We start from the raw sequence: 24889 nt of genomic DNA, 5'->3' as shown, positions 1-24889 counted from the left end.
TTCCATACCAGTATAATGTATCATATATATAGTAATACCGGGAAATCCGGGTATTGCGCCGAAAAGGTGAAAGACAATGCCCGAAAATCAAATTTGAAGAACCGGCAGCCGGAAATACAGGAACGTAAGCATTTGTGGTTACTGGCAGTTGTCTTTCTCTCCCTTTCGCCGGGTTTTGCCCAGGAGAAGGAGAATATAGGTACGGAGACGGTAGATGTGGTAAGGCCTTACAAGGCAAATATCTCCGAAGCGTTTAAAGTGCGTGAGGTTCCGGCCCTGGATGATTCCATTTTGTTAAAGAAAAAGGAAATAGATTACAGCATTTTTTCCGTTCCCGTAGCATCTACATTCGTTCCTGCCAAGGGAAAAGTTTCCGGGATAGAAAAGAAGAAACGGGATATGTTGTACAATACCTACGTTTCCCTGGGACTGGGAAACTACAGCACCGCTCTGCTCGATTTTTACACCAGCAGGGAGATCACCAAAGACCAGTCTTTTGACATCGGGCTCAACCACCACTCGGCACAAGGGCAACTGGATGAAACAGAACTGGATACCAAGTTTTTTGATACCAAACTGGAAGCAGCATACAGAAATGCAGGCCGTTTTTATCGTTGGGGGCTGAGCGGTAACTTCCGGCACCAGATCTATAACTGGTACGGCTTGCCGGAACAGGCCGGTTTTGATCAGGCAGTGATAGATGGTATAGATGAAAGACAAACCTATTATACAGCTTCGGTCGGGGGAAACCTGGAAGCTATAGACGAATCTGTATTTACCGGAGGAGAACTGACTTTAAGACGTTTCTGGGATGCCCATGATTCCGGAGAAAACAGGGCAATACTAAACCCCTCATTTCAATTTCCCGTGGGAGAAGAACTGATCACAACTCATGTTTTTGCCGATTATGTAGGAGGGGAATTCAAGCGTGGATATTTTACCGGTGAAAAATGGAAGTACAGCAACCTGCTTTTGGGAGTAAATCCCAATCTGGTAATAGATGGTGAAGACTTTAGCATAAGTCTGGGCGCATCTGTTTTTTACGGTATGGATATCGAGAATGATGATAATGACTTTTATATCTATCCGCAGGTAAAAGCATCTTACCGTCTTGTGGAAGAATTTGTGACCCTCTACGGAGGTGTGGTGGGTGGCCTTGACCAAAATTCTTATTATGATTTTGTTCAGGAGAACTTTTTCGTATCCCCTACGTTAGGCATCACCCCTACGGACAGGCAATACGATGCTTATGTGGGGATGAAAGGAAAACTGTCTTCCAGTATAGGATATAATATAAAAGGTTCTTACCGGGCGGAAAATAACAAACCGTTGTTCCGTGCCAACCAGGTTAATGCTGGCGGGAACGAAAATCAGGGGTATGTTTACGGGAATTCTTTCGGAGTGGTATATGACGATGTAACCACATATTCCGCTTTCGGAGAGATCCATGCGGATATAGACCGCAATCTTACACTCGGTATCAACGCCGAAATATCCGGTTATGATACGGATAATGAACAGGAGGCATGGAACCTTCCCATAGTACAGGGGTCTTTCTTCGGGGATTATCAGATCGGGGAACATTGGTTTGCCGGGGCCAACATATTTTTTGTAGGTAAGCGAAAAGACCTGTATGTGCCGGAATCTTTAGTAACAGTAGAACCCGAGGTGGTGGATCTGGACAGTTACTTTGATGTTAACGCCCGTTTGGGATACCGCTTTAATGACCAGCTATCGGTCTTTGCAAAAGCCAATAACATCGCAAATAATCAATATACCAGGTGGATGAACTACCAGGTTCAGGGTTTCCAGATACTGGGAGGAGTGACGTATAAATTCGACATGTAAGCCGATACGTAATGGAATTGAAGAGGCGCTCAAAGGCGCCTCTTTTCAGTTACGTACTTCTGTTTTTGTTGGTATTGTCGTAATCTTACCTGTACTCTTTTACGATTGTGGCTGCCCGATCGTTTGAATTACCGGGGTGTACCTGCGGTATGCTTCTCCCGTCAGTACTTGGGCCAGGTGTCCGGAGATAGCGCCATTTGCGAGGCGGTCGAGCCAGAGATATTCTCCTGCTGCATTGATTTCCAGGAAGTAATATTCGTTTTGCGGAGTAACTACGATATCTATGGCTCCGTAATTGACCTGGTAAACATCCATTAACCGAAGTAGTTTTTCCCTGATATCTTCCGGCAGTTCATAAGGTTCCCACTGGCTGAGAAGCGTATTCCCTTCCCGGCGCCAGTCGACCCTGGCATTTTCCAGTTTAGCGGAATCTATGGCATAGGTAAACACGGCATTTCCCACTATGGTCACTCGTAATTCCCTGGCTTTTTCCAGTTTTTCCTGGAATTGCATGGGGCAGTACTGCAGGGTATCTATGGCTTCCAGGTCTGTTTCGGATACTACATTGGTAAACACTACATGTTCCCTGCCTTCCTTGTATATCGCAAAGGAACTCTGCATTTTAACAATGGTTCCCTGCGGATGCGACCGTACAAAATTGCGTGCTTCTTCCGGGTTGTTGGTAATACAGGTATCCGGTATGCGGAGTCCCAGGGAAGAAGCTATTTTCATCTGTTCTTCCTTGCTGTCCAGCCGGCGGTACTTACTAAACCTGTCTATCTGGAAACAGGGCATACTTTCCAGCATCCCGAAAAGGGTCCGCCGTATTTCTTTCTGTGCGCTGGTAAGGTAGGTGCCTTCCAGTATATTTTGCAATCCGGCAGCGAGGTTATGACTTCGGCGATACCACACGGCTGTTATATCGTGAAGGGACTCACGGTTTCCGTCGATATCCAGAAAAACCTGCCAGATACCGTTTTCGAAACGGCTGCTGAGACGATATTTCAACGGATATTCGTCTACATTAAAACGAATAACCTGTGCCCCCGCCTCTTTTAAAAAACCGGAAACCGTAGCAACGGAGGTATTGTCTTTGGAATGGGTGATGATCAGTATTTTCTGCATAAGTTGTGATTTGGGATTCCGTAATTTTATATTCGTGCAATTAGTTTTTCTGCTATAGTCTCCCCTATGGGATACCCGAGGTCGCGTTGCAGCATGCCCCATTCTCCCTGGGGATTCACTTCCAGAAAGATGTAACGTCCGTCTTTGTGGCGGATCATATCCAGGGCTCCGAAGAACAGACCTGTTTCCCGCATCATTGCGGTGAGGGAATGCTGTATGTCGTCCGGTAGCGTATAAGGCTCCCATACAATATTCCGGTCTGTAGCGATCCTCCAGTCCGTTTTTCCCCTTAGCGAATCCCCCGCATCAATCTTCCCGGTAAAAAAAGTGCCGTCGACATAAATGATGCGGAGTTCATATGCTTTCGGGATCATTTCCTGGAAGATCATGGGGCAGAGCGGAAGAGCATCAAGTCGCTCCAGGTCTTTTTCGGCAATGGCCGTGGTTGGAAAGAAAGGAGTGTCTCCACGCATGCTTCTGGACAGGGAACCATGCAGTTTAGCGATCATTTTTCCCTTACAATCCTCGTGAAAAAATGACGTTGCCTTTTCCGGGTCATTCGTAAACAGGCTTTTCGGTATTTCCAGTCCACTCCGGGAAGCTGTTTGCAATTGTACCAGCTTGTTTTTACTCACCTCATGATCCGTAGTCATGGGGTTCATCCAGGGGAGATGCCGGAGCGATTCGAAAAAGATATTCAGCATAGTGCCGTACTCCTGCATGTATATTTTATGGTACTCCGGGGCGAGGTCCGGGGGTGGGGAAATAACCCAGAGTTTCCGGTACCAGACTGCTTGAACATCTTTTACGAAAAAACCGTTGTCCCCAACCGACCAAAAAAGGTCTTTCCGACTGTTGTCAATGGTATACTCAAAACGTGATTGATGGGAGAAAAGATCAGTGTTCATCCGGAAAGTCTCTTTTCCGAGAGCTTCGCATTTTTTCCGGACAACATCTATGGTATAATGGTCTTCGCTATGGGTAAGAAGTAAAATCATCGGGGCTGATGTTTGCAGTTCTGAACCGGTTATTAAAAGACAATAGCCCCGAAAGGCTATTGTCGTGTCACAGAGATAAATCCCGTTGTTCTACATGATATCTCCTTCTTCGTCGTCATCCGAAGGAAACTTCTGGGTCACATCACCTCCGCCATCCTGGTCCAGGACGGGTTTGGTAATAACAGATGCAGTACCGCTTCCATCCTCTTCCATATCGGAAGGAAATTTAAGGGTAGTACCACCCTGTACACTTTCTTGTTCCTCTCCGGATACCTGATGCTCCAGGAAATTTGCGAAAAATGGCTTTTTCAGGCCTTTGTTTTCTTTTTTCATGATAGAAAAATTAATTTGGGGTTAATACTTATTTTAATATTTAAATGATGCGCAAAATAGGGAAAGGTTGCAAAAAACGCAGTATTAATATGTTAAAAATACTGTAATGCCAGTCATGTAGTGTTAAAATTAGTGTATTGTCAATTAAGATCAAAACTGTTTTTCATATAGTTCCAGGGGAAGCCCGTCCGGATCTGTGAAAAATGTAAACTTCTTACCGGTAAGGGGATCCGTACGGATACCTTCTGTTGTAATTCCGTTTTCATGCAACGTTTCCAGTTCCCTCTCCAGGTTGTCTACCTCAAAAGCAAGATGGCGCAGTCCCGTGGCTTCCGGGCGGGAAACACGGGACGGAGGATCGGGAAACGAGAAGAGTTCGATAATATAGTTGTCGTTCAGGGCAAGATCCAGTTTATAAGACTTTCTTTCTTCTCTGTAGGTTTCTTTCAGGATAGTAAAGCCCAGTACGTCGGTATAAAAAGCTTTTGACCTTTCATAATCCGAGCAAATAATAGCTATATGGTGTATCTTGTTCAGCCGGAGCATTGGGGAGGGTTTAATTTTTTCCGATCCATTTACTTACCGTAGGAGCGGTGTAACGGTCCATTTTATCCAGGAGATCGTCTATGTGTTCACTGACCAGCAGCATGTTCCGGTTTACTTCCTTTAGTAATCCGCGTGATGTCATGGTGTCCAGTAATTGTACCAGTCCGTTATAGAAACCTTCGGTATTGAGCAGGCCCACGGGTTTTCGGTGTAATTGTAATTGTGCGTTGGTCAGGGCCTCGAAGAGCTCGTCGAGGGTTCCGTATCCTCCGGGAAGAGCAATAATGCCATCGGCCATTTCTTCTATTTTTATTTTTCGTTGCGACATGGTTTCTACCAGTAAAAGTTCTGTGAGCCTTTCATGGGCGATCTCTTTATTTCGCAGAAAATCAGGTAATACACCTGTTACTTTTCCGCCTTTGCTCAGGGCGCCGTCTGCTATGGCACCCATAAGTCCTACGTGGGCTCCACCGTAAACGAGTTCGATATTCCGTTGTGCCAGAGTTTTTCCCAATAAAAAGGCCTGTTCTTTATAAACCGGGTCATTTCCGTTGTTGGAACCGCAGTAAACCGTAATTCTTTTCATTTTTCCGTAGAATATAAGAGTTAATAGTGTTTTTATTATTGCTTGTGTGAGATTGGGAAACTTTTAAAAGGTTATTTTCATCAGCCAGTCCGTTTGTTTGTCCTTTCCTATGACAAACGGGTGTTCGCCGAATTTTACAAAACCGTTTTTCTCGTAAAATGCGATAGCCCTGGTATTTTTATCCCATACCCCCAGCCACATATGAGAGACATTTTGTTCCCTGCTGACTTCTATGGCTTTCCGGATAAGGTCGTTTCCCAGTTTTTTGCCCTGGGAAGACCGGAGCAGGTAAATGCGTTCCAGTTCCATAGACCCGGGGTCATTTATATCGGTTTGTGCTCCTGCAAGGTTGAGTTTAAAATACCCTACCGGTTCCCCGTTATCATAGGCCAGGTAAAAATAGGAAAGGCCGCTTTGCAGTTCTTTTTGTACCTGCTTGCGGGCAAAAGCCTTGTCTATGTATGATTTAAAATCTTCCGGATCGTTTTGCGAGGCATAGGTCTCCGTAAAAGTGACTTTAGACAATTCGAGCAGAACATCCAGGTGGTCCGTAGTACATCGTTTGAATAAAAGAGACATGAGGAATTGTTTTTTATGGTTTTTAAAATACGTAATTCTTATGAAAAGAAACAAACTTTTCACGGCAATTATTTATTCCGGAAATCCGGAGATTCGGTGATGGGGATACTTCCTTTTAATTGCAGCTTTTTTATATCTTTGGTGCCGTGATGAAACCTGTGGTAAGAATTAAGCAACCGATTTACACCGAGATGGAACTTTTCGAGAAAAAGTTCTACGAAGCTATGTCTTCCAAGGTTTCCCTTCTCAATCGCATTACCTACTATATCGTAAACCGCAAAGGGAAGCAGATGCGCCCCATGTTTGTCTTTCTCGTAGCCAAAATGGTTTCAGGAGGGAAGGTCAACGAGCGAACGTACCGGGGGGCTTCCGTTATAGAACTGATTCACACGGCCACCCTTGTGCACGATGATGTGGTGGATGACAGTAACCGTCGCCGTGGTTTTTTTTCCCTCAATGCCTTGTGGAAAAACAAAATTGCCGTCCTGGTGGGAGATTATCTTCTTTCCAAAGGATTGCTCCTGTCCATAGATAACGATGATTTTGATCTGCTTAAGATTATTTCAGTGGCGGTGAGGGAGATGAGCGAAGGGGAGTTATTGCAGATTGAAAAGGCGAGACGGCTGGATATTACCGAAGAAATATATTACGAGATCATCCGGCAAAAAACCGCTACCCTGATAGCCGCTTGCTGTGCACTCGGGGCCTGTTCTGTAAAGCCCGCTTCGGAAGAAATAGAGAAAATGCGGAAGTTCGGGGAACTGATCGGCATGGCATTCCAGATCAAGGACGACCTTTTCGATTACGGGGAAGACCGCATCGGCAAACCTACCGGAATAGATATCAAAGAACAAAAAATGACCCTTCCCCTTATTTATACCCTCAATAATTGTTCGGAAAAGGATAAGCGGTGGTTGATAAACTCGGTAAAGAACCACAACAAAAATGCCGCCCGGGTAAAAGAGGTCATTGCCTTTGTAAAGCAGAACAGAGGCCTTGAATACGCGGAGCAAAAGATGAAGGAATTTCAGCAGGAGGCCTTACAATTGCTGGATACCTATCCGGAGTCCGAATACAAGAGTTCCCTGGAACTTATGGTAAACTACGTTATAGACCGGAAAAAATAAAATCCGGAACAATATAAGTACGCATTATTTCCCGGTAGGAAGAATATACTTCCCTGAAAAAAATCTAAAAAAACAACATGCCCGGGCAACCATTTAAATGCTTTTTTCGTCTATGTAAATAGAAACACCAATGAAAAAGCAACTCTTGAAGATCATACCCCTTTATAAGGATGAAGCCAAACTGGTGAAAAAAGCTTCCGAAAATAACCGGGAAGCCCAGCACGAGCTTTATAAGAAGTATGCTTCGAAGATGCTAAGTGTTTGCAGGTACTACATCAAGGACGAACAGTTTGCCGAAGATGTGATGATAACCGGTTTTTTCAAGGTTTTCTCATATATCGACACATTCCGGAAGGAAGGGAGTTTTGAAGGCTGGATGCGTCGGATCATGGTCCGCGAGTGCATATCCTTCCTGCGAAAGGAACAGTCCCTTTCTTTCCTGGAAGAAGAGGATGCCCCCGCGATTAAAGGATATGGGGCCCCGGATTACTTGGAAATGGACACGGAAGATATCCAGTTACTCATAGATGGTTTGCCGGACGGATATAAAACCGTGTTCCTGATGTATGCCGTGGAGGGATATTCTCATAAGGAAATAGCTGCAACACTGCATATATCGGAGAGCACTTCCAAATCGCAGTTATTCAAGGCACGAAAAGTACTACAGGAAAAGATTAAAGAGTTAAAAAAACAGGAGAATGGGACACGATAATACACATAAATATATAAGGCAGAAACTCGAAGAAAGGCGCATGGAACCTTCGGCAGATGCCTGGAATAAATTAGAAGAAAAACTGGAAAAAGCTTCTTCCCCCCGCCGGGCAGGGAGCAGTACACCTTACTGGATTGCCGCATCTGTTATAATGATGCTGTCCCTGGGAATTTGGATATCAAGAGAGGACAGTAATAGTGTACAACCGGATGTTCCGGTGATTACGGATGCACCTATAGAAAAAGAAAGCCCGAAAGAGGAGAAGGAAATTGGTGTGGCAGTTACGGAAGAAAAAGATGCAATACCTTTGGAAGAACCAGAACCGATTGAAAGTCCGGATAAAAAAGAAAACCACCGGTTGAATTCCCCGGAGAGAAAAGCCATTCCTTTTCCGGAAGATAAAGGGAGAGAAGACGCATTGGTATCTCACAAAGAAGAACAGGGAGCCGACTTTGAGGATAAGAAAGTAGAAGAAGTGGTTTCCAGAATTATGGAAATACACGAAAAAAGGCAGGTTACCGATGAAGAAATAGAGCTTTTGCTCACCGAAGCCCAGAGAGAAATTGATTCGCAACGTATTATTATAAAACAGACCGGTACCGTAGATGCCATGGCCCTTTTGGAAGAGGTGGAAACGGAACTGGACCAATCGTTCCGGAACAAGGTTTTTGAGGCCCTTAAGGAAGGATTTGTAAAAGTAAAAACAGCGGTTGCCAACCGTAACCAGTAGTTCATTCATCAATCAAAATCCATTTATCATGTTACGTATTATCAGCTACATCACTTATGTGATCCTGTTATCTATTGCCCAGAATTTATGCGCCCAGACGGGGCAGGAGAAAGACAGTTCGGATATCCGCACGCAAGAAAGAGTATTGCAAGCTATTGACACAGAAAAAGAAAGAGTGGTGAAACAGGAAAAAACCAGGTTGAAAAGAGAAGTGGAACTGATCCGGGAACTGGAGAGCGAAGGAGAGATTACAAAGGAAGAAGCGCAGGACAGAAAAGAGAAAGAAGCGAGAAGAACAGCCCTGAATATAGAAAATAAACTCGCTGTTCTTGAAAACAAGAGGGCATTGGTAGAACGCGGCGAAGAAAAGGGCTGGGAATACCTTCGGGCGGCTACCTTGGGCATTGGCATAGGAAATGACTATGACGGAAACGGAAGCAGGCTTATCGGGCTACAGTTTGAAAACCTCAGAAAAGAGAAAAAGTATGACCGGAGGACGTATTCTGACATTATCGTGGCTTTCGGGTTCAACAATGCGTTGATTGAGGGTGAATCCCTTAACGACAGCCCTTATAAAATAGGTGGAAGTCGCTTTTTTGAACTTGGCTGGCAGTGGAAAACACGGGTCCTGAAAAACAGCAATGCCGTTAGGATAAGTTACGGTTTGTCTTTTCAGTCCAACGGACTAAAGCCGAAAGATAACCAGTATTTTGAAAAGGAAGGCGAGATGACTACCCTGAAAACCTATCCTTACGATCTTAAAAAGTCCAAATTCCGCCAGGACAACCTTGTGGTCCCCGTTTTTTTTGAATTCGGTCCCTCCAGGCGGATAGATCACGAGGATTATTTCCGCTATTCCACCCGAAGAAAATTTAAGGTGGGTATCGGTGGATATGCCGGGGTAAACCTCACGTCCAGGCAAAAATTAAAATACACAAGGGAGGGTAGCACCAGCAGGGAAAAGATCAAAGACAATTACAACACGAACAATTTTGTATACGGACTTGCGGCATATGCAGGTATCGGAGGCTCTTCGCTGTATCTCAAATACGACCTGAATCCTGTTTTTAAGAATCCGAACGTCAAACAGAACAATATATCACTGGGGCTCCGTTTTGAATTATAGAAGGAGAAGGTGTACGTTAGCAAGGCAAATGTATCTTGAAAAATTCAAACTGTTTTTTAGTTTGAGAGTTAGGAGTTGATGGGAAATCAAAGAGAATATCTTCAAAACTCAAAAACTCCGAACTCATCAACACCCCAAATCTTTAATATTCCTTATTTTTGATTCCCGTTTCGCACGGGAATCTTTAATTTTATAAAAAAGGCTCTAAGATTGATTTCCAAGGAAACCATAGACAAAGTTTTTGAGACCGCCCGGGTAGAGGAGGTTATCGGTGATTTCGTGCAGTTAAAAAAATCGGGTTCCAACTTTAAGGGATTAAGTCCCTTTTCTGATGAACGGACGCCCAGCTTCATGGTGTCCCCGGTAAAGCAGATCTGGAAAGACTTCTCATCGGGCAAAGGAGGGAATGTTGTTGCTTTCCTGATGGAGCACGAGCATTTTACCTATCCGGAAGCCATAAAATACCTCGCAAAGAAGTACAATATAGAGATAGAGGAGACCGAACAGACCGACGAACAAAAGCAACAGGCAGATGAGCGGGAAAGTATGTACCTGGTCAGTGAATTTGCCAGGGATTATTTTGAAAATATCCTCTGGAAGACCGAGCCCGGGAAAGCCATAGGACTTACGTACTTTAAGGAGCGCGGCTTTACGGACGAGACGATAAAAAAATTCGGACTCGGATACTCTCCCGATGAATGGGAAGTGTTCACCAAAGAAGCCCTGGTAAAAGGATATCAACTGGAATTCCTTGAAAAAACGGGATTGACTATAGTCAAGGAAAATGAGGGCGGTACGGGCCGGAAGCAGTTCGACCGCTTTAAAGGGCGGGTAATGTTTCCTATTCAGTCCATGAGTGGCAGGGTGCTTGGTTTCGGAGGAAGGATACTTGCCAACGATAAGAAAGCGGCCAAGTACCTGAATTCCCCGGAAAGTACCATCTATCACAAGAGTAAGGTACTTTACGGTATATACCATGCTAAACAGTCCATAGCGAAAGAAGACAATTGTTACCTGGTGGAAGGGTATACCGATGTTATTCAGTTTCATCAGAGAGGTATAGAAAATGTGGTGGCCTCCAGCGGAACTGCACTGACACCGGAACAGATAAGACTGATCCACCGGTTAACTAACAATATAACGGTCCTTTTTGACGGGGATGCGGCCGGACTGCGGGCATCGGTCCGTGGAGTGGACCTTATCCTCGAACAGGGGATGAATGTAAAAGTCTGTGCATTTCCCGAAGGCGAAGATCCGGACAGTTTTGCCAGGGCAAATTCCCTGGAAGAAATAAAACAGTATCTCGAAGACAATGCCAAAGACTTTATCCGTTTCAAAGCTTCCATGCTTATGGAAGAGGCAAAGGACGATCCCGTACGAAAGGCAGAGACCATAAGAGATATTGTAAACAGTATTTCCCGGATACCGGATAGGATACAACGTGAGATCTACGTTCAGGAATGTTCCAGGATCATGGATATTTCGGAGGAAGTCTTATTCAATACCCTGGCGCAGATCGGACGGAAAGAAATTGCCGATGCCGACAAAAAATTGAGAAAAGAGCGGCAAAACAGGGTTTTTGAGGTGGTAAAGGACCAGAATGAGAAGCTGGAAAAAGTAGATCAGCAGTATCTCCTGGAGCGGAAGATCATTGAAGTACTGTTGCTATATGGTAGAAAAACAGAAGAATTTGAAGATTTTGTCCTTAAACAGGGAGATGAAGGAGAACTGAAACTGGAACGGGTGGTACATAACAGCCACGTTTTTGAAAAAATATTCCTGGATTTACAGGAAGATGAGGTGGAGTTGAGTAATCCTGTTTTCCGTAAGATATACCCGCAGCTTATACAGCAACTCAATGAGCAGGAAGGGTTCTCCGTGAAGAGTTTTGTACATATGATGGAAAATGAGGTGGCGGATGAAGTGACATCCATTCTTATGGAAGAAGAAAAGTATACCCTGCACCGGTGGGAGGAACAGGATATCCTCGTTAAAGATAAAACGGACAGCATTGCTCAACTGGTCAGTGAAACCGTTTTGAGCCTCCGGTGTTTTCTGATAGACAGACGGGTCACGGAACTTCAGGAGCAGACCCGGGAAAACAAAGATGGTAATTCAGAAATTTTGGAGGAGATCATGAATTACCATCAGTTAAAAAGATTGCTGGCTCAAAAGCTCAACAGGGTGCTATAATAAAAATATTTCGTAAGGGCACCGTTTTTAGTATAATTCCAAAGCTTTGGCCTGTTGCAGCATGTCTACCATGTTGTCTACGTTCAGTTTTCGCATAAGACGGGCCTTGTAAGTGCTTACCGTCTTTTCGTTGAGTCCGAGTTCTTCGGCTACATATTTGTTTCTCTTCCCCTCGGCGAGAAGTTTTAAAACTTCAACTTCTCTTGTGGAAAGTTTGCGAAAGAATTTACGGGGTTTGTTTGTACTCTCGTCAAAAGCCAGACGCTGGGCAAGTTCATTGGTGATAAACAGGCCACCGTTGGCGATCTTGGTTATGGCTTCGGAAAGAAGAGAGGTGTCTGCATCTTTGGAAAGATATCCTGAAGCACCGGCACGGAGAGTGCTCAATGCGTAAACATCTTCGGATTCGGAACTGTAAATAAGAACTTTGGCCTGAGAGTAATCCTTCTTCAATTGGCGCAAAGCTGTAATTCCGTTCACTTCCGGAATGTTCATTTCCAGAAGAATAATGTCCGGGCTAACTTTGGGTAAAACTTCGAAAAGTTCGGAAGTTGTACGCACTTTAGCCGCTACTTCGATTTCTTTATTGTCGCTGAGGGCTGCAACAATGCCATCTTGTACTACCGGATGGTTGTCGGCAATTAATACTTTAATCATGATGATCTGTTTTTATTTAGGATTAGTTAGGTTTTTCACAAACCATCGCGAATAAGTAGGAAATAGTGACTAAGCACAATTTGGGGTAAGAGGGTATAAATATAATTAAAAAAAATATCTTATGCAAAAATAAAGAAAAATATTTCGATTTTCTTTATACTTAAAGTCTTACATACGTCAGTAAATATGATGTTAAAATACAGTTAATTATTACGCATAATTTAAATATATCAAACTTTAACAGGTATACAAGTCAAAAAACAGCATCTTTTTTCGGTTGTTGAAAAATATAAAGAATAGGGGTTATAAAAAGAAAGGCAACCATATAATAGGTTGCCTTCACTGGTTTATAATTTTAATTCTTCAGGTATTTCACAAACGGGTATCGGGATCATTTTGTGTTTATTGGCCTTATTGAAGCGTTGGTAAATAGCAAACACTTCTTTTTTCCTGCCTTCAAAATCTACGGGCTTTTTACCTTCGGCATCCATTTTCATCGCCCATTCCAGTTCCGGGTACGAAGCTCCTATCTGGTCTTCGTCTGTACGGTCATCGCCCCACAAGCCATCGGTAGGAGGGGCCATAAGTATTTCTTCGATAATGCCGAGGTGTTTGGCCAGCTGATAGACTTCCGTTTTTAAGAGGTCCGCTATGGGGCTTAGGTCTACTCCGCCATCACCGTATTTGGTATAGAATCCTACACCAAAATCCTCAACTTTGTTTCCAGTACCGGCTACGAGGTAACTGCGTAATGCGGCAAAATAGTAGAGGGTAGTCATTCGGAGCCTGGCCCTGGTATTGGCCAGTGACATAAACCTTTCTTCTTCACTGTTTACAGGAGGCAGACTATCTATAAGGCTGTCAAAAACCGGGGTCAGGTTAACGGATTGCATACTTACGTTATCATGGTTTTTTTGTAGCCATTCAATGTGTTTCAATGCCCGGGTTACCTGGTTTTTCGCCTGGTGTATAGGCATTTCCAGGCATAAAAGGGGCAATCCTGTCCGGGCACACAACGTTGAGGTTACGGCAGAGTCTATGCCGCCGGAAACACCTATAACAAAACCGTTGATTTTAGCGTTCTCCGCATAACTCTTTAGCCAGTGAACAATATGATCGATTACTTTTTCGGTTTTCATTCCGTTGTAGTTTATTCTGTTTACCTTTGCCAGTTGTTAGGCCGGGTAAAATTATTAAAAAGATTGGTCGATAATAAATGGTAATTTCACACTTATGCGAAAAATTGTGATATTTTTATTAGCATTCCCGATTGTTTTATCCTGTAACCGGAAAGATCGCCTGGAAGAAGAAATAGGGCAGATTGATGTGAAGGTACAGGTAGACAGGTTTGATCTGGAATTTTCCAAAGCTACTCCCGAAACCCTCCCACAACTGAAATCCGATTATCCTTTCCTTTTTCCTCCGCAATATACGGATAGTGTGTGGATAGAAAAAATGAAAGATACCGTTCAGCAGGAACTTTCGGATGAAGTGCAAAAGAAATTCCCGGATTTTTCCGATTCCGCTGCCGGATTGCATTCTCTTTTTCAGCATATAAAATATTACTTTCCGGGATTTAAGGAACCCAGAGTGGTGACACTTGTTTCTTCGGGAGTAGATTATCGCAATAAGGTGATCTGGACAGATAGTTTGCTGTTGGTGTCTCTCGATACTTATCTGGGCAAAGATCACCGTTTTTACAAGGGAATTTCCAGCTATCTGAGTAAAAACTTTTCCGCAGAAAATATTGTCCCCGATGTGGCATCCGCCTATGCTGTACATCGGATACCTCCGGACCGGGACAGGAGCTTCCTGTCGGCAATGGTACAGGCGGGAAAAGAACTCTACCTGAAAGACCTTCTCATACCGTCGGTGCCCGATGCATTGAAAATAGGATATACCGAAAAAGAAATGATCTGGGTGAATGCCAATGAAAGGGAGATGTGGCGCTACTTTGTGGAACGTAACCTGTTGTATGCTACGGACACCAGGTTAAAGGACCGCTTTATAGAACCTGCCCCTTTTTCTAAATTTTACCTGGATCTGGATAACGAGTCACCCGGTGGGGTTGGTCGTTTTATAGGCTGGCGGATCGTACGGGCTTATATGAGAAACAATGATGTATCTTTGCAGGAATTGTTGAACGCTCCGGCGGAAGATATTTTTAAGAGATCGGGCTACAAACCTGAAAAATGAGGATATATCCCGGTTAACCGGGCATTACTGGAATACAAACAGAATTAACAAAGAAGAAAAATGGCAAAAACGCAGAAATCCAATATAAAAATCTCCGTAGAACTCGATGAAAACAGGGTGCCGGAAAAACTGCACTGGTCTGCCCAGGACGGTGGTGTTAATAATGAAGAAGCTAAGGCCATGTTCCTCTCTATATGGGATAGTAAAAACCAGGAAACATTACGTATTGACCTGTGGACAAAAGACATGCCCGTAGATGAAATGAAAGTGTTCTTTCATCAGACCCTTGTGGCTATGAGCGACACTTTTAACAAGGCTACACAAGATGAAAAAATGACCGCGACCATGCGGGATTTCTGTGAGTATTTTGCAGAAAAAATGGAATTGAAGGAGAATAAATGATCTTTTTTACCGGCTGCTGTTAACTTCCCGGTTGATACTTTCTATATATCCCAGGAGTTCTTCCTGTCCGCGGCCGTCCGAAGAAGAAGTGATAAAATGCGGGGGTGCTTCTTCCCAGGGACCTTCCAGCATTTTTGCTAAGTATACTTGGGTGTTCCTTTCTACTGCTTTTGGTTTCAGTTTGTCCGCTTTGGTAAATACAATGGAAAAGGGAATACTTTTCAGTCCCAGCCATTCCATAAATTCCAGGTCTATAGTCTGAGGTTCGTGCCTTATATCAATCAGTACAAAAGCGCATACCAGTTGCTCCCGCTTTTCAAAATAGTCTGTGATGAATTTCTGGAAGGTCTTTTTGATTGTTTTGGATACCCGGGCATAACCATATCCGGGAAGGTCTACCAAAAACCAGCGGTTGTTTATCCTGAAATGGTTGATAAGTTGTGTTTTTCCCGGTTTTCCGGAAGTCTTTGCTAGTTGTTTTCTATCCGTCAACATGTTGATCAGGGAGGATTTTCCCACGTTGGACCGCCCTATAAAAGCATATTCGGGTATGTGTTCGGAGGGGCATTTGCTTACATCCGTGTTACTGATTACAAATTCTGCCGTGCGTATCTGCATATTTAAAAATTTCGGGCTTTCAGCCATTTTTCCAGAAGTACATTAAATTCTTCAGGATGTTCCATCATCGGGGCATGGCCACATTTGTCGAGCCAGAACAGCTCCGAATCCGGCAGCAGGCTGTGAAATTCTTCTGCTACATTCGGGGGGGTCACATTATCGTTTTTTCCCCAGATGATGCATGTAGGGGTAAGCATGTGCGGAAGGTCGTTTGCCATATTGTGCCGAATGGCGCTTTTGGCAATGGCAAGGGTTTTTATGAGTTTGGAACGATCGTTTACCGCAGCATAAACTTCATCTACAATCTCTTTGGTGGCGACCTTCGGATCGTAAAATACATCTTCGCTTTTTTTCTTGATAAACTCATAATTTCCCCGCTTAGGATAACCGTCGCCCATAGCGCTCTCATAGAGTCCGGAACTCCCGGTAATGACCAGTCCCTTAACTTTTGACGGAAACATTTTGGCATGTAAAAGACCTATGTGACCGCCCAAGGAATTCCCTAAAAGAATCACCTGGTCCAGTTCCTTGTGCTCTATAAATTGTTCGAGGTATTTCGCAAAACTCTTTACATTGGTGCGTAAAAGAGGTTTTTTGTATATAGGCAACTCGGGCACTATAATTTTATATCCTCTTGTGGAAAAGTGCGAGGTCACACCGTTGAAGTTGCTCAATCCCCCCATTAAACCGTGGAGGATAATCATCGGGGTGCCTTCTCCGACCTCTAAATAAGAATATTTTCCTTCTTTCTTTATGTCGTGTACCATCAATAGGTTAGTTGTTATTCTAAGATAGCAAATTTACATAAAATTGTGTCACCGCAAATTTTACTTCCCAGCTCCTTTCATATTTTATGAAAAATAGGGAATTCCGGGCCCTGGATGGCTTGTTTAAGGGCTAGGATAATTCAACTTGACACAGGTGAATAAATGACATCATGTGTAAGGGTATTATGTTAAAATGAACTCGCTAAACGGGTGTTTGTCATAGGTGTTATTCCCAAAAACACCCATTAAAACGTGTATTTCAACGGAAAAATCGCAAAACTTATCAACAAAGTGGTAGGAAGTGGTAAAAAGTGGTAAATAATTCCATATATTTGAAAAAGTAAACCACAGAACCTTACGGTTTGATAATGAATAACTTCATCGGGACATACGAGTGTAAAGCGGATGCCAAAGGGAGGGTAATGCTTCCCGTGGCACTCAAAAATCAGCTTTCGCCGGTTTTGCAGCACGGATTCGTGCTCAAGAGGGCTGTGTTCCAGTCGTGTCTTGAATTGTACCCGATGGAGGAATGGAATGTGTTGATGCAGAAAATGAATAAACTGAACAGGTTCAAGAAAAAGAACAACGATTTTATTCGTCGCTTTACGGCGGGTGTTAAAATGGTGGAGGTGGATGCTACCGGGAGGTTGCTTATACCTAAAGACCTGGTGGCGTTCGCAGGGATCGATAAGGAAATAGTGTTGTCTTCGGCCATTAATATTATTGAGATTTGGGACAAAGATAAGTACGAGCAGGCTATTGACGATGCTGCTGTGGATTTTGCCGATCTGGCCGAAGAAGTAATGGGTAACGAAGAAGAGGATGGAATATCATAAGCCCGTGCTGTTGGAGGAGTCTGTAGACGGACTGCAGATAAAAGAAGACGGAGTTTACGTGGATGTAACTTTCGGGGGTGGCGGACATTCCCGTGAAATATTGAGCAGACTGGGAGAAAAGGGGAGACTCTTTGCTTTTGATCAGGATGAGGATGCGTGGGGAAATGCGCTGGAAGATGAAAGGTTTGTGCTGATCCGTGAAAATTTCCGGTATGTAAGGCGTTTTTTGAGGGTGAATGGTGTGCGGCAGGTGGATGGTGTGCTTGGTGATTTCGGAGTGTCTTCGCATCAGTTTGATGTTCCGGAAAGAGGGTTTTCTACCAGGTTTGCAGCCGGACTGGATATGCGGATGAGTAAAAAAAACGAACTGTCGGCCTACAATGTGGTAAATGATTATGACGAAGGACGTTTACGTGAGGTACTGAGTTTGTATGGAGAACTGAAAAATGCCAGGGCCATGGCCAGGGCGGTGACAGAGGCCAGAATGCAGGAACCGGTAAATACCACAGAAGAGCTGAAAGAAGTGTTGAAGCGGTTTTTGCCCAGGAATAAGGAAAATAAAATATTGGCCCAGGTATACCAGGCCATCAGGATAGAGGTGAACCGGGAGATAGAGGTATTGCGGGAGTTTTTGTTGCAAATGCCGGAATTGTTGAAGCAAGGGGGGAGGTTGAGTCTTATAAGTTATCACTCCCTGGAAGACAGGTTGGTGAAACGGTTTATACGCAGCGGCCTGTTTGAAGGAGAGCCGGAAAAGGATTTTTATGGAAATATAGAGGTCCCCTTTAAAAAGGTGGGAGGACTGATCGTTCCGGATGCAGCGGAGATAGAAAGAAATAGCCGGGCGAGGAGTGCGAAGCTTCGGATAGCGGAGCGGATTTGAGAAGACCGGAAAACAAATAATAAATAAACAGGTGGTGAAAAGCAGGGTGATTGACATACTGAAGGGAAAATTCCTTGTAAGTGAGGATGCGGTGAAAAACTGGAGGTTTATCCTGTTCGCATCTGTCCTTGCCGTGCTTATGATCGCCAGTTCCCACAGTGCGGACAAAAAAGTGCATGAAATAGCAAAGCTTAATGACGAGGTAAAGGAATTACGCAGCGAATATGTAGATACCAGGGCAACCATGCAGCAAATGAAGCTCGAATCCACTATTATGTCGCGTTTGAAAAATAAAGGATTGAAACAATCGGAGACAGCGCCGAAAAAAATAGTGATTTTGGAAGGCAGGTAAAAACAAATTACCTGTTCCTTTCGGAAAAAGGATTTTTTAAAAAAGGATCAATGCCGATAACAGAAAAGAAAATATTGCACAGATTGTACTTTGTTGCCGGGGCCATGTTCCTGTTTTCTTTGGCTGTGGCCGTTAAGCTTGTGTTTATACAGGTAGATGGAGAAGAATACAGGCAAATGGCGGCGGAACGTACGATCCGGAATTTTACGATCCCGGCAAACCGGGGCAACCTCTATTCCGATGACGGTAGTTTGCTGGCCACGTCAGTGACAAAGTATGACATCCGTTTCGATGCATTAACTGTTTCTGCTAAGAATTTTGAAAAAAACCTAAAACCACTTTCCGATAAGCTGTCGGCCCTGCTCGGTAAACCATCTTCGTATTACCAACGGGTATTCCGGAAAGCCAGGGCTAATAAAAATCGCTATCTCCTTGTGGCCAGGGACCTCGGGTACGCCGATTATATCCGGATAAAAAATTTCCCGTTGTTCGAACTCGGACCTTATAAGGGAGGAATTATCGTTGAGCAGCATGTAGAGCGCGAGCATCCGTTGGGAAAAATGGCAGAGAGGAGTATCGGGTACGAGCGTCTGGATGGGGAAGGGCATGCTTTGCGGGTAGGCCTGGAAGGTGCTTATAGCGAATACCTGAGAGGAAGGGAAGGCAGACGCCTGAAGCAACGTATCGCAAAAGGACAATGGAAGCCGATAAGTGATAATAACGAAGTGGAACCCAGGGACGGTTATGACGTGATCTCTACCATAGATATCAATATACAGGATATAGCGCACCACGCCCTGTTATCGCAACTGGAAAAATATAAAGCGGAACACGGAACCGTAGTGGTAATGGAGACCAGAACCGGGGAAGTGAAGGCTATTTCCAATCTCGGCAGGACAGAGGATGGGAAGTATTATGAAAAGCTGAATTATGCCATAGGGGAATCTCATGAACCGGGATCTACGTTTAAACTGATGGCTCTTGCTGTGGCGCTGGACGATAAGGTGGTTGATACCAGTGATATTGTGGATACCGAAAAAGGTACTATATATTATCATAGGAGGAGAGTCAGGGATACTAAGACAGGGGGTCATGGAAAGATAACCATTTCCAGGGCCTTTGAGGTATCGTCCAATGTTGGGGTAGTGAGGACCATTCATGACCATTACAGCGATAACCCCGAACGGTTTGTGGGAAAACTCCGTGATATGGGACTCGATAAGCGATTGGGGCTGTCTATTAAGGGAGAAGGGAAACCTTATATCCCCGATCCGAAGAACAAAAAACAATGGAGCGGTATAACTCTGGAGTGGATGGCATTCGGTTATAATGTTTCACTCACGCCGCTTCAGACGCTTACTTTTTATAATGCTGTGGCCAATAATGGTGAAATGGTAAAGCCAAGGCTTATAAAAGAAGTAAAAGAGTGGAACAAAACCATTCTGAAATTTGATAAAGAAGTGATCAATTCGCAGGTATGTTCGCCGGAAACCATAAGCAAGTTGCAGGAAATGATGAAGAATGTGGTGCTTCGGGGAACAGGTAAGCGGTTGTATTCTCCTAATTTTTCCATGGCGGGAAAAACGGGGACAGCCCAGAAAAACTACGGTCAGAAAAAAGAAGGGAAATTACAGTATATATCGTCATTTGCCGGCTATTTTCCTGCTGACGATCCCAAGTATTCCTGTATCGTAGTCATTCATGAGCCCGACAAGAGTGTCGGTTACTACGGCGCGGATGTGTCCGGGCCCGTATTCAAGAGTATAGCACATAAGATTTATACGAATTCCCCCTTGATGGATGAAGTAAAAGACCTGGAGAATGATAAAGAGGAGACCGATAAGGATTACCAGTCTTACTACGCCAAGGCACAGAAACGCCTGGAGATTGTGCCCGATGTTATGGGGATGAGTGGCATGGATGCCATTCCGCTGTTGGAAAACCTGGGGTTGAAAGTTAAGGTGGAAGGAAATGGAAGGGTTAAGAAACAATCCATATCGGGAGGAAAAAAAATAGTACCGGATCAAATTATAGTATTAGAACTGTCGTAGCAGATGAACGTGTTAAAGGACATATTGTATAAAGTGCCTATAGATGCCGTTACCGGAAATACTTCGGTGGCGGTAAACGCGTTGTGTTTCGATTCGAGAAAAGTATCTCTTAACGATGTTTTTGTCGCCATACGGGGTACGGAATCGGATGGACATGCTTATATAGCGGGGGCTGTTAAAAAAGGCGCCATAGCTATAGTTTGTGAAGAAATACCGAAGGATATTGTTAATGGTGTTACTTACGTACAGGTGTCCGATACACATTCTGCCCTGGCTATCATGGCTTCCAATTACTACAGGAACCCTTCGGTGAACCTTAAAATGGTGGGGGTAACCGGTACCAACGGTAAGACTACTATTGCTACCTTACTGTATCAATTGTTCCGAAAAGCGGGGTATAAGGTAGGATTGCTCTCTACGGTAAAAATACTCGTAGACAATAAAGAATATAACGCAACACATACCACCCCCGACCCGGTCACCATCAATTATTACCTGAACCTCATGACACTGGAAGGGGTGGAGTATTGTTTTATGGAAGTGAGTTCACACGGTATCGCTCAAAAGAGGACACAGGGACTGCACTTTACCGGTGGCGTGTTTACCAATCTTACTCACGATCACCTGGATTATCACAACACTTTTGCGGAGTACAGGGACGTTAAAAAATCCTTTTTTGACCATCTGCCCAAAAGTGCTTTTGCGCTGACCAATGTAGATGATAAGAATGGTCTTGTAATGATACAGAATACCGCAGCGGAAAAATATACCTATGCCCTGAAGTCTTATGCGGATTACCGGGCAAAAATATTGGAGAACCAGTTTGGGGGACTTCTGTTGAAAATAGGTGAGAATGAAGTTTGGGTAAAGCTTGTGGGTAAGTTCAATGCTTATAATATGCTGGCCATTTACGCTACTGCGAGGTTGTTGGGACTGGAAGAAATGGAAGTTCTTAGATTGATGAGCGAGCTCAACAGTGTAAAGGGGAGGTTCCAGTATTTCATATCCGGAAGAAAGATAACCACTATTGTCGATTATTCACACACTCCCGATTCCCTTAAGAACGTATTGGAAACCATAAACAGCATCCGTACGGGGAATGAAGAGCTGATCACAGTAGTGGGATGTGGAGGAGACCGGGATAAAAGTAAAAGACCATTGATGGCGGCGATCGCATCGGAACTGAGTACCAGGGCCATTTTTACATCAGATAACCCCAGAACCGAAGATCCCGAAGCCATAATAAAAGATATGGAAAAAGGAGTGGCCCCCCTGAACTTTAAAAAAACATTGTCCATAACCGATCGAAGACAAGCTATAAAAGCAGCATGCCAGATGGCGGACGAGAATGATATTATCCTTATCGCCGGTAAAGGTCATGAAACCTATCAGGAGATAAACGGTGTGAAAAAAGATTTTGACGATTTCAAAATAGCGGAGGAAATGATGAAGGAATTGCAGAAGTAGTCCTTTTCACCCGGTTAAGATAGTAAACAAAGGCAAAAACAGTAAAAACAGATAGATTAAATGCTTTATCATTTATTCGAATACCTGAGCAAACACTACCAGATCCCCGGATCGGGACTTTTTCAGTTTCTTTCGTTCCGGGCGGCAATGGCTATCATTTGCTCTTTGCTCATATCCACTATTTTCGGAAAGCATATTATCAATTTCCTTCGCAGGCAACAGGTGGGAGAAACAGTGAGGGACCTCGGATTAAAGGGGCAGTCCGAAAAAGCGGGTACGCCCACTATGGGGGGGATCATCATTATACTCTCTACGCTTGTGCCTGTATTGCTGTTTGCCAAACTGAACAACATTTACATCATTGTATTGCTCGTAACTACGGTATGGATGGGGGCAATCGGTTTTGTGGATGATTATATCAAAATATTTAAAAAGGACAAAGAAGGTTTAAAAGGCAGGTTTAAGGTCCTTGGTCAGGTAGGGCTGGGTATTATAGTAGGCACTACCTTTTATTTTCACCCGGAAGTTACTATCAAACAAGATCCCAAAGCGGATAATACCGAAATAGTAACTACTGTAGGCGCTACGGGAAATGAGGGGGAGAAATCCACAAAGACAACCATACCCTTTGTTAAAAATAATGAGCTGGATTATTCCAGGATCATAGCGTGGACCGGGGAAAATTATAAAGATTATGCATGGCTCGTATTTATCCCTATCGTGATATTCATCGTTACGGCGGTTTCCAATGGCGCGAACCTTACCGATGGTATAGATGGGCTTGCAGCCGGATCATCGGCGATAATTGTTATTGTCCTGGGGCTATTTGCCTGGGTTTCCGGTAACATTATCTTTTCCGATTACCTGAATATCATGTATATACCCCGTGTGGGCGAGTTGTCTGTTTATATAGCTGCTTTTGCAGGAGCACTGGTAGGTTTTCTTTGGTACAATACATATCCTGCCCAGGTTTTTATGGGAGATACCGGAAGCCTTACGATAGGGGGAATTATCGCCGTAATAGCTGTAGCTGTAAGGAAAGAATTACTTATCCCTGTGCTGTGTGGTATTTTCCTGGCGGAGAACCTGTCTGTTGTTTTGCAGGTGAGTTATTTTAAATATACCAGGAAAAAATACGGTGAAGGCAGACGTATATTTTTAATGTCGCCCTTGCACCATCACTACCAGAAAAAAGGGTATCACGAAAGCAAGATCGTAACCCGGTTCTGGATCATAGGTATTATGCTTGCTGTGATTTCCATTGTAACGCTGAAGGTCAGATAGGATTAGTTGTTAAAAGAGCGGTTGTTATGAATGTAAATAGCAAAGAAGACAAAGCCGGATTAGTAGTGCTTGGAGGCGGAGAAAGTGGTGTCGGGACGGCGATTCTTGGAAAGAAGGAAGGTTTTGAGGTTTTTGTTTCTGATAAGGGAACTATAAAAGAGAAGTATAAAGACGTTCTTAAACACTATGAAGTAGAATGGGAAGAAGGTGGGCATACCGAAGAAAGAATATACGGTGCCAACCTGGTGATGAAGAGTCCGGGAATTCCGGATAAGGTGCCGCTCATCCGGGAGCTGGCCGACAGGGGAATTCCGGTGATATCCGAAATAGAATTCGCTGCGGGCTACACAAACGGACAGTTGATCGGGATTACCGGAAGTAATGGTAAGACAACAACAACCATGCTTACCTGTCACCTGTTGAAAAGCGAAGGTCTCAACGTAGGTATGGCCGGAAACATAGGAGATAGTTTTGCGCAGATGGTGGCTGAAGATGATAAAGCATACTTTGTCCTGGAGATCAGTAGTTTTCAGCTGGACGGAATAAAACACTTCCGGCCGCATATAGCAGTGATCACCAATATCACCCCCGACCATCTGGACAGGTATGAGTATAAATTCGAGAACTATATAGCATCGAAGTTCCGGATAACGATGAATCAGACAGAAGAAGATTACCTCATTTACGATGCCGATGACGAAGTGATAACCGACTGGCTCGAAAAGTACCCTGTAAAGTCCCGGTTATTGCCTTTTTCCCTGGAAAAGGAGATAAGTAACGGCGCTTATGTAAATGAAAATAAGATAATACTAACTATAGATAACGATCAGATAATTATGTCAACAGACACATTAGCATTAGAAGGGAAGCACAACATAAAGAATACCATGGCGGCTTCCCTGGTAGCCCACCTGGTGAAAGTAAGAAAAAAGACCATAAGGGAGAGCCTGGAGAATTTCCAGGGGGTGGAACATCGGTTGGAAAAAGTATTGAAGATACAGAATGTACAGTACATAAATGACTCTAAAGCGACTAATGTAAATGCTGCCATGTATGCGTTGGACAGTATGTCTGCTCCTACGGTCTGGATTGTCGGAGGAGAAGATAAAGGGAATGATTATGCCGTACTGATGCCCCTGGTGCGTGAAAAAGTAAAAGCGGTTATCTGTCTCGGCCTGGATAATAGCAAGATTATCGAAACTTTTGGTAAAGTGGTAGACCTGATGGTGGAAACCCAGTCTATGGAAGAAGCTGTTAAGATCGCATATAAGATTGCCGAGAAAGGTGATAACGTATTGCTTTCGCCTGCATGTGCCAGTTTTGATCTGTTTCGGAATTACGAAGACCGGGGTAACCAGTTCAAGGAGGCCGTAAAGCGATTATAAGGAAGGTGCCGGTCCCTTAAAGGCCGGATAGTTGATATATAAATGTTGATTCGGGTTGGATATATCCGGAAGAACTGATAAACAACGA

The 24889-nt window shown here is 43.9% G+C and carries 25 protein-coding genes; 15 read left to right on the top strand and 10 right to left on the bottom strand.

Annotated elements, in window-relative coordinates; translation table 11 throughout:
* Window positions 1-15 precede the first annotated feature (15 nt).
* Window positions 16-1848, top strand: coding sequence for a TonB-dependent receptor (locus tag ACVBDY_RS07035; protein WP_447174758.1), 1833 nt, complete (start codon window positions 16-18; stop codon window positions 1846-1848).
* A 99-nt stretch (window positions 1849-1947) separates the two neighbouring features.
* Here the strand turns inward: ACVBDY_RS07035 and ACVBDY_RS07030 are convergent, their stop codons facing one another.
* The 6 genes from ACVBDY_RS07030 to ACVBDY_RS07005 form a co-directional block, all read right to left on the bottom strand.
* Window positions 1948-2973: an MvdC/MvdD family ATP grasp protein gene (locus tag ACVBDY_RS07030; RefSeq protein WP_447174757.1), complete on the bottom strand. Its 1026-nt coding sequence runs from the start codon at window positions 2971-2973 to the stop codon at window positions 1948-1950.
* 26 nt (window positions 2974-2999) lie between these two features.
* Complete coding sequence (locus ACVBDY_RS07025; protein ID WP_447174756.1) at window positions 3000-3971, bottom strand: MvdC/MvdD family ATP grasp protein; 972 nt, start codon at window positions 3969-3971, stop codon at window positions 3000-3002.
* Between the two features lie 90 nt (window positions 3972-4061).
* Entirely contained in the window at window positions 4062-4304 is a 243-nt protein-coding gene (locus tag ACVBDY_RS07020; protein WP_447174755.1) for a microviridin/marinostatin family tricyclic proteinase inhibitor, read from the bottom strand.
* Window positions 4305-4454: 150 nt separating this feature from the next.
* A complete protein-coding gene (gene gloA2, locus ACVBDY_RS07015; RefSeq protein WP_447174754.1) occupies window positions 4455-4850 on the bottom strand; it encodes an SMU1112c/YaeR family gloxylase I-like metalloprotein in 396 nt (131 codons plus the stop codon).
* 10 nt (window positions 4851-4860) lie between these two features.
* The gene (locus ACVBDY_RS07010; protein ID WP_447174753.1) at window positions 4861-5436 is read right to left on the bottom strand and encodes an LOG family protein; all 576 of its coding nucleotides are present in this window, start codon (window positions 5434-5436) and stop codon (window positions 4861-4863) included.
* A 63-nt stretch (window positions 5437-5499) separates the two neighbouring features.
* Window positions 5500-6015, bottom strand: coding sequence for a GNAT family N-acetyltransferase (locus ACVBDY_RS07005; protein WP_447174752.1), 516 nt, complete (start codon window positions 6013-6015; stop codon window positions 5500-5502).
* Window positions 6016-6164: 149 nt separating this feature from the next.
* Between ACVBDY_RS07005 and ACVBDY_RS07000 the strand changes: the two genes are divergently transcribed.
* The 5 genes from ACVBDY_RS07000 (at window position 6165) to dnaG (ending at window position 11903) form a co-directional block, all read left to right on the top strand.
* Entirely contained in the window at window positions 6165-7142 is a 978-nt protein-coding gene (locus ACVBDY_RS07000; RefSeq protein WP_447174789.1) for a polyprenyl synthetase family protein, read from the top strand.
* Window positions 7143-7272: 130 nt separating this feature from the next.
* Window positions 7273-7854 (top strand): RNA polymerase sigma factor, encoded by a 582-nt coding sequence (locus ACVBDY_RS06995; protein ID WP_447174751.1) that lies wholly within the window; start codon window positions 7273-7275, stop codon window positions 7852-7854.
* On the top strand, window positions 7841-8584 hold the full coding sequence (locus ACVBDY_RS06990) for a hypothetical protein (protein ID WP_447174750.1): 744 nt from the start codon (window positions 7841-7843) through the stop codon (window positions 8582-8584). Before ACVBDY_RS06995 ends, ACVBDY_RS06990 begins: the two co-directional genes overlap by 14 nt.
* A 28-nt stretch (window positions 8585-8612) precedes the next feature.
* The gene (locus ACVBDY_RS06985) at window positions 8613-9710 is read left to right on the top strand and encodes a porin family protein (protein ID WP_447174749.1); all 1098 of its coding nucleotides are present in this window, start codon (window positions 8613-8615) and stop codon (window positions 9708-9710) included.
* Window positions 9711-9920: 210 nt separating this feature from the next.
* Window positions 9921-11903, top strand: a complete 1983-nt coding sequence (dnaG, locus tag ACVBDY_RS06980) for a DNA primase (protein ID WP_447174748.1) — start codon at window positions 9921-9923, stop codon at window positions 11901-11903.
* 27 nt (window positions 11904-11930) lie between these two features.
* Here dnaG and ACVBDY_RS06975 read toward each other — a convergent pair whose 3' ends face one another.
* A complete protein-coding gene (locus tag ACVBDY_RS06975; RefSeq protein ID WP_447174747.1) occupies window positions 11931-12560 on the bottom strand; it encodes a response regulator in 630 nt (209 codons plus the stop codon).
* A gap of 347 nt (window positions 12561-12907) precedes the next feature.
* Window positions 12908-13699, bottom strand: a complete 792-nt coding sequence (gene nadE, locus ACVBDY_RS06970; RefSeq protein ID WP_447174746.1) for an NAD(+) synthase — start codon at window positions 13697-13699, stop codon at window positions 12908-12910.
* Window positions 13700-13793: 94 nt separating this feature from the next.
* On the opposite strand from nadE, the gene gldB reads away from it, so the two are divergent.
* Window positions 13794-14756 carry a gliding motility lipoprotein GldB gene (gene gldB, locus ACVBDY_RS06965; RefSeq protein ID WP_447174745.1) on the top strand — a complete coding sequence of 321 codons (963 nt, stop codon included), beginning with the start codon at window positions 13794-13796 and terminating at the stop codon, window positions 14754-14756.
* A 60-nt stretch (window positions 14757-14816) separates the two neighbouring features.
* Entirely contained in the window at window positions 14817-15158 is a 342-nt protein-coding gene (gene gldC / locus ACVBDY_RS06960) for a gliding motility protein GldC (protein ID WP_447174744.1), read from the top strand.
* A 6-nt stretch (window positions 15159-15164) separates the two neighbouring features.
* On the opposite strand, the gene yihA is transcribed toward gldC, so the two are convergent.
* A complete protein-coding gene (gene yihA, locus ACVBDY_RS06955; protein ID WP_447174743.1) occupies window positions 15165-15776 on the bottom strand; it encodes a ribosome biogenesis GTP-binding protein YihA/YsxC in 612 nt (203 codons plus the stop codon).
* Window positions 15777-15778: 2 nt separating this feature from the next.
* A complete protein-coding gene (locus ACVBDY_RS06950) occupies window positions 15779-16543 on the bottom strand; it encodes an alpha/beta fold hydrolase (protein ID WP_447174742.1) in 765 nt (254 codons plus the stop codon).
* Between the two features lie 368 nt (window positions 16544-16911).
* On the opposite strand from ACVBDY_RS06950, the gene mraZ reads away from it, so the two are divergent.
* Genes mraZ through murD form a run of 7 tightly spaced genes read left to right on the top strand, consistent with a single transcriptional unit; the run spans window position 16912 to window position 24801 of the window.
* Window positions 16912-17379 carry a division/cell wall cluster transcriptional repressor MraZ gene (gene mraZ, locus ACVBDY_RS06945; RefSeq protein WP_447174741.1) on the top strand — a complete coding sequence of 156 codons (468 nt, stop codon included), beginning with the start codon at window positions 16912-16914 and terminating at the stop codon, window positions 17377-17379.
* A complete protein-coding gene (gene rsmH, locus ACVBDY_RS06940) occupies window positions 17366-18262 on the top strand; it encodes a 16S rRNA (cytosine(1402)-N(4))-methyltransferase RsmH (RefSeq protein WP_447174740.1) in 897 nt (298 codons plus the stop codon). The genes mraZ and rsmH overlap by 14 nt, the downstream gene beginning before the upstream one ends.
* A gap of 34 nt (window positions 18263-18296) precedes the next feature.
* Window positions 18297-18614 carry an FtsL-like putative cell division protein gene (locus ACVBDY_RS06935; RefSeq protein WP_447174739.1) on the top strand — a complete coding sequence of 106 codons (318 nt, stop codon included), beginning with the start codon at window positions 18297-18299 and terminating at the stop codon, window positions 18612-18614.
* Window positions 18615-18664: 50 nt separating this feature from the next.
* Window positions 18665-20665, top strand: coding sequence for a PASTA domain-containing penicillin-binding protein (locus ACVBDY_RS06930; protein WP_447174738.1), 2001 nt, complete (start codon window positions 18665-18667; stop codon window positions 20663-20665).
* 3 nt (window positions 20666-20668) lie between these two features.
* Window positions 20669-22132, top strand: a complete 1464-nt coding sequence (locus tag ACVBDY_RS06925; RefSeq protein ID WP_447174737.1) for a UDP-N-acetylmuramoyl-L-alanyl-D-glutamate--2,6-diaminopimelate ligase — start codon at window positions 20669-20671, stop codon at window positions 22130-22132.
* Between the two features lie 60 nt (window positions 22133-22192).
* Window positions 22193-23416 (top strand): phospho-N-acetylmuramoyl-pentapeptide-transferase, encoded by a 1224-nt coding sequence (gene mraY / locus ACVBDY_RS06920; protein WP_447174736.1) that lies wholly within the window; start codon window positions 22193-22195, stop codon window positions 23414-23416.
* A 26-nt stretch (window positions 23417-23442) separates the two neighbouring features.
* A complete protein-coding gene (gene murD, locus ACVBDY_RS06915; RefSeq protein ID WP_447174735.1) occupies window positions 23443-24801 on the top strand; it encodes a UDP-N-acetylmuramoyl-L-alanine--D-glutamate ligase in 1359 nt (452 codons plus the stop codon).
* Window positions 24802-24889 lie beyond the last annotated feature (88 nt).

Source organism: Sinomicrobium halophytocola (assembly GCF_052983395.1).
This window is presented reverse-complemented; position numbering and strand designations above follow the sequence as displayed.

Coding starts and splice junctions, on each gene's coding strand:
- ACVBDY_RS06930 (WP_447174738.1), top strand. CDS start 18,665: ATGCCGATAACAGAAAAGAAAATATTGCACAGATTGTACTTTGTTGCC.
- gloA2 (WP_447174754.1), bottom strand. CDS start 4,850: ATGCTCCGGCTGAACAAGATACACCATATAGCTATTATTTGCTCGGAT.
- gldB (WP_447174745.1), top strand. CDS start 13,794: ATGCGAAAAATTGTGATATTTTTATTAGCATTCCCGATTGTTTTATCC.
- mraY (WP_447174736.1), top strand. CDS start 22,193: ATGCTTTATCATTTATTCGAATACCTGAGCAAACACTACCAGATCCCC.
- ACVBDY_RS07025 (WP_447174756.1), bottom strand. CDS start 3,971: ATGATTTTACTTCTTACCCATAGCGAAGACCATTATACCATAGATGTT.
- rsmH (WP_447174740.1), top strand. CDS start 17,366: ATGGAATATCATAAGCCCGTGCTGTTGGAGGAGTCTGTAGACGGACTG.
- ACVBDY_RS07000 (WP_447174789.1), top strand. CDS start 6,165: ATGAAACCTGTGGTAAGAATTAAGCAACCGATTTACACCGAGATGGAA.
- yihA (WP_447174743.1), bottom strand. CDS start 15,776: ATGCAGATACGCACGGCAGAATTTGTAATCAGTAACACGGATGTAAGC.
- ACVBDY_RS06950 (WP_447174742.1), bottom strand. CDS start 16,543: ATGGTACACGACATAAAGAAAGAAGGAAAATATTCTTATTTAGAGGTC.
- ACVBDY_RS07005 (WP_447174752.1), bottom strand. CDS start 6,015: ATGTCTCTTTTATTCAAACGATGTACTACGGACCACCTGGATGTTCTG.
- ACVBDY_RS07035 (WP_447174758.1), top strand. CDS start 16: ATGTATCATATATATAGTAATACCGGGAAATCCGGGTATTGCGCCGAA.
- mraZ (WP_447174741.1), top strand. CDS start 16,912: ATGAATAACTTCATCGGGACATACGAGTGTAAAGCGGATGCCAAAGGG.
- murD (WP_447174735.1), top strand. CDS start 23,443: ATGAATGTAAATAGCAAAGAAGACAAAGCCGGATTAGTAGTGCTTGGA.
- ACVBDY_RS06985 (WP_447174749.1), top strand. CDS start 8,613: ATGTTACGTATTATCAGCTACATCACTTATGTGATCCTGTTATCTATT.
- ACVBDY_RS07020 (WP_447174755.1), bottom strand. CDS start 4,304: ATGAAAAAAGAAAACAAAGGCCTGAAAAAGCCATTTTTCGCAAATTTC.
- ACVBDY_RS06990 (WP_447174750.1), top strand. CDS start 7,841: ATGGGACACGATAATACACATAAATATATAAGGCAGAAACTCGAAGAA.
- ACVBDY_RS07010 (WP_447174753.1), bottom strand. CDS start 5,436: ATGAAAAGAATTACGGTTTACTGCGGTTCCAACAACGGAAATGACCCG.
- ACVBDY_RS06995 (WP_447174751.1), top strand. CDS start 7,273: ATGAAAAAGCAACTCTTGAAGATCATACCCCTTTATAAGGATGAAGCC.
- nadE (WP_447174746.1), bottom strand. CDS start 13,699: ATGAAAACCGAAAAAGTAATCGATCATATTGTTCACTGGCTAAAGAGT.
- ACVBDY_RS06975 (WP_447174747.1), bottom strand. CDS start 12,560: ATGATTAAAGTATTAATTGCCGACAACCATCCGGTAGTACAAGATGGC.
- gldC (WP_447174744.1), top strand. CDS start 14,817: ATGGCAAAAACGCAGAAATCCAATATAAAAATCTCCGTAGAACTCGAT.
- ACVBDY_RS07030 (WP_447174757.1), bottom strand. CDS start 2,973: ATGCAGAAAATACTGATCATCACCCATTCCAAAGACAATACCTCCGTT.
- ACVBDY_RS06925 (WP_447174737.1), top strand. CDS start 20,669: ATGAACGTGTTAAAGGACATATTGTATAAAGTGCCTATAGATGCCGTT.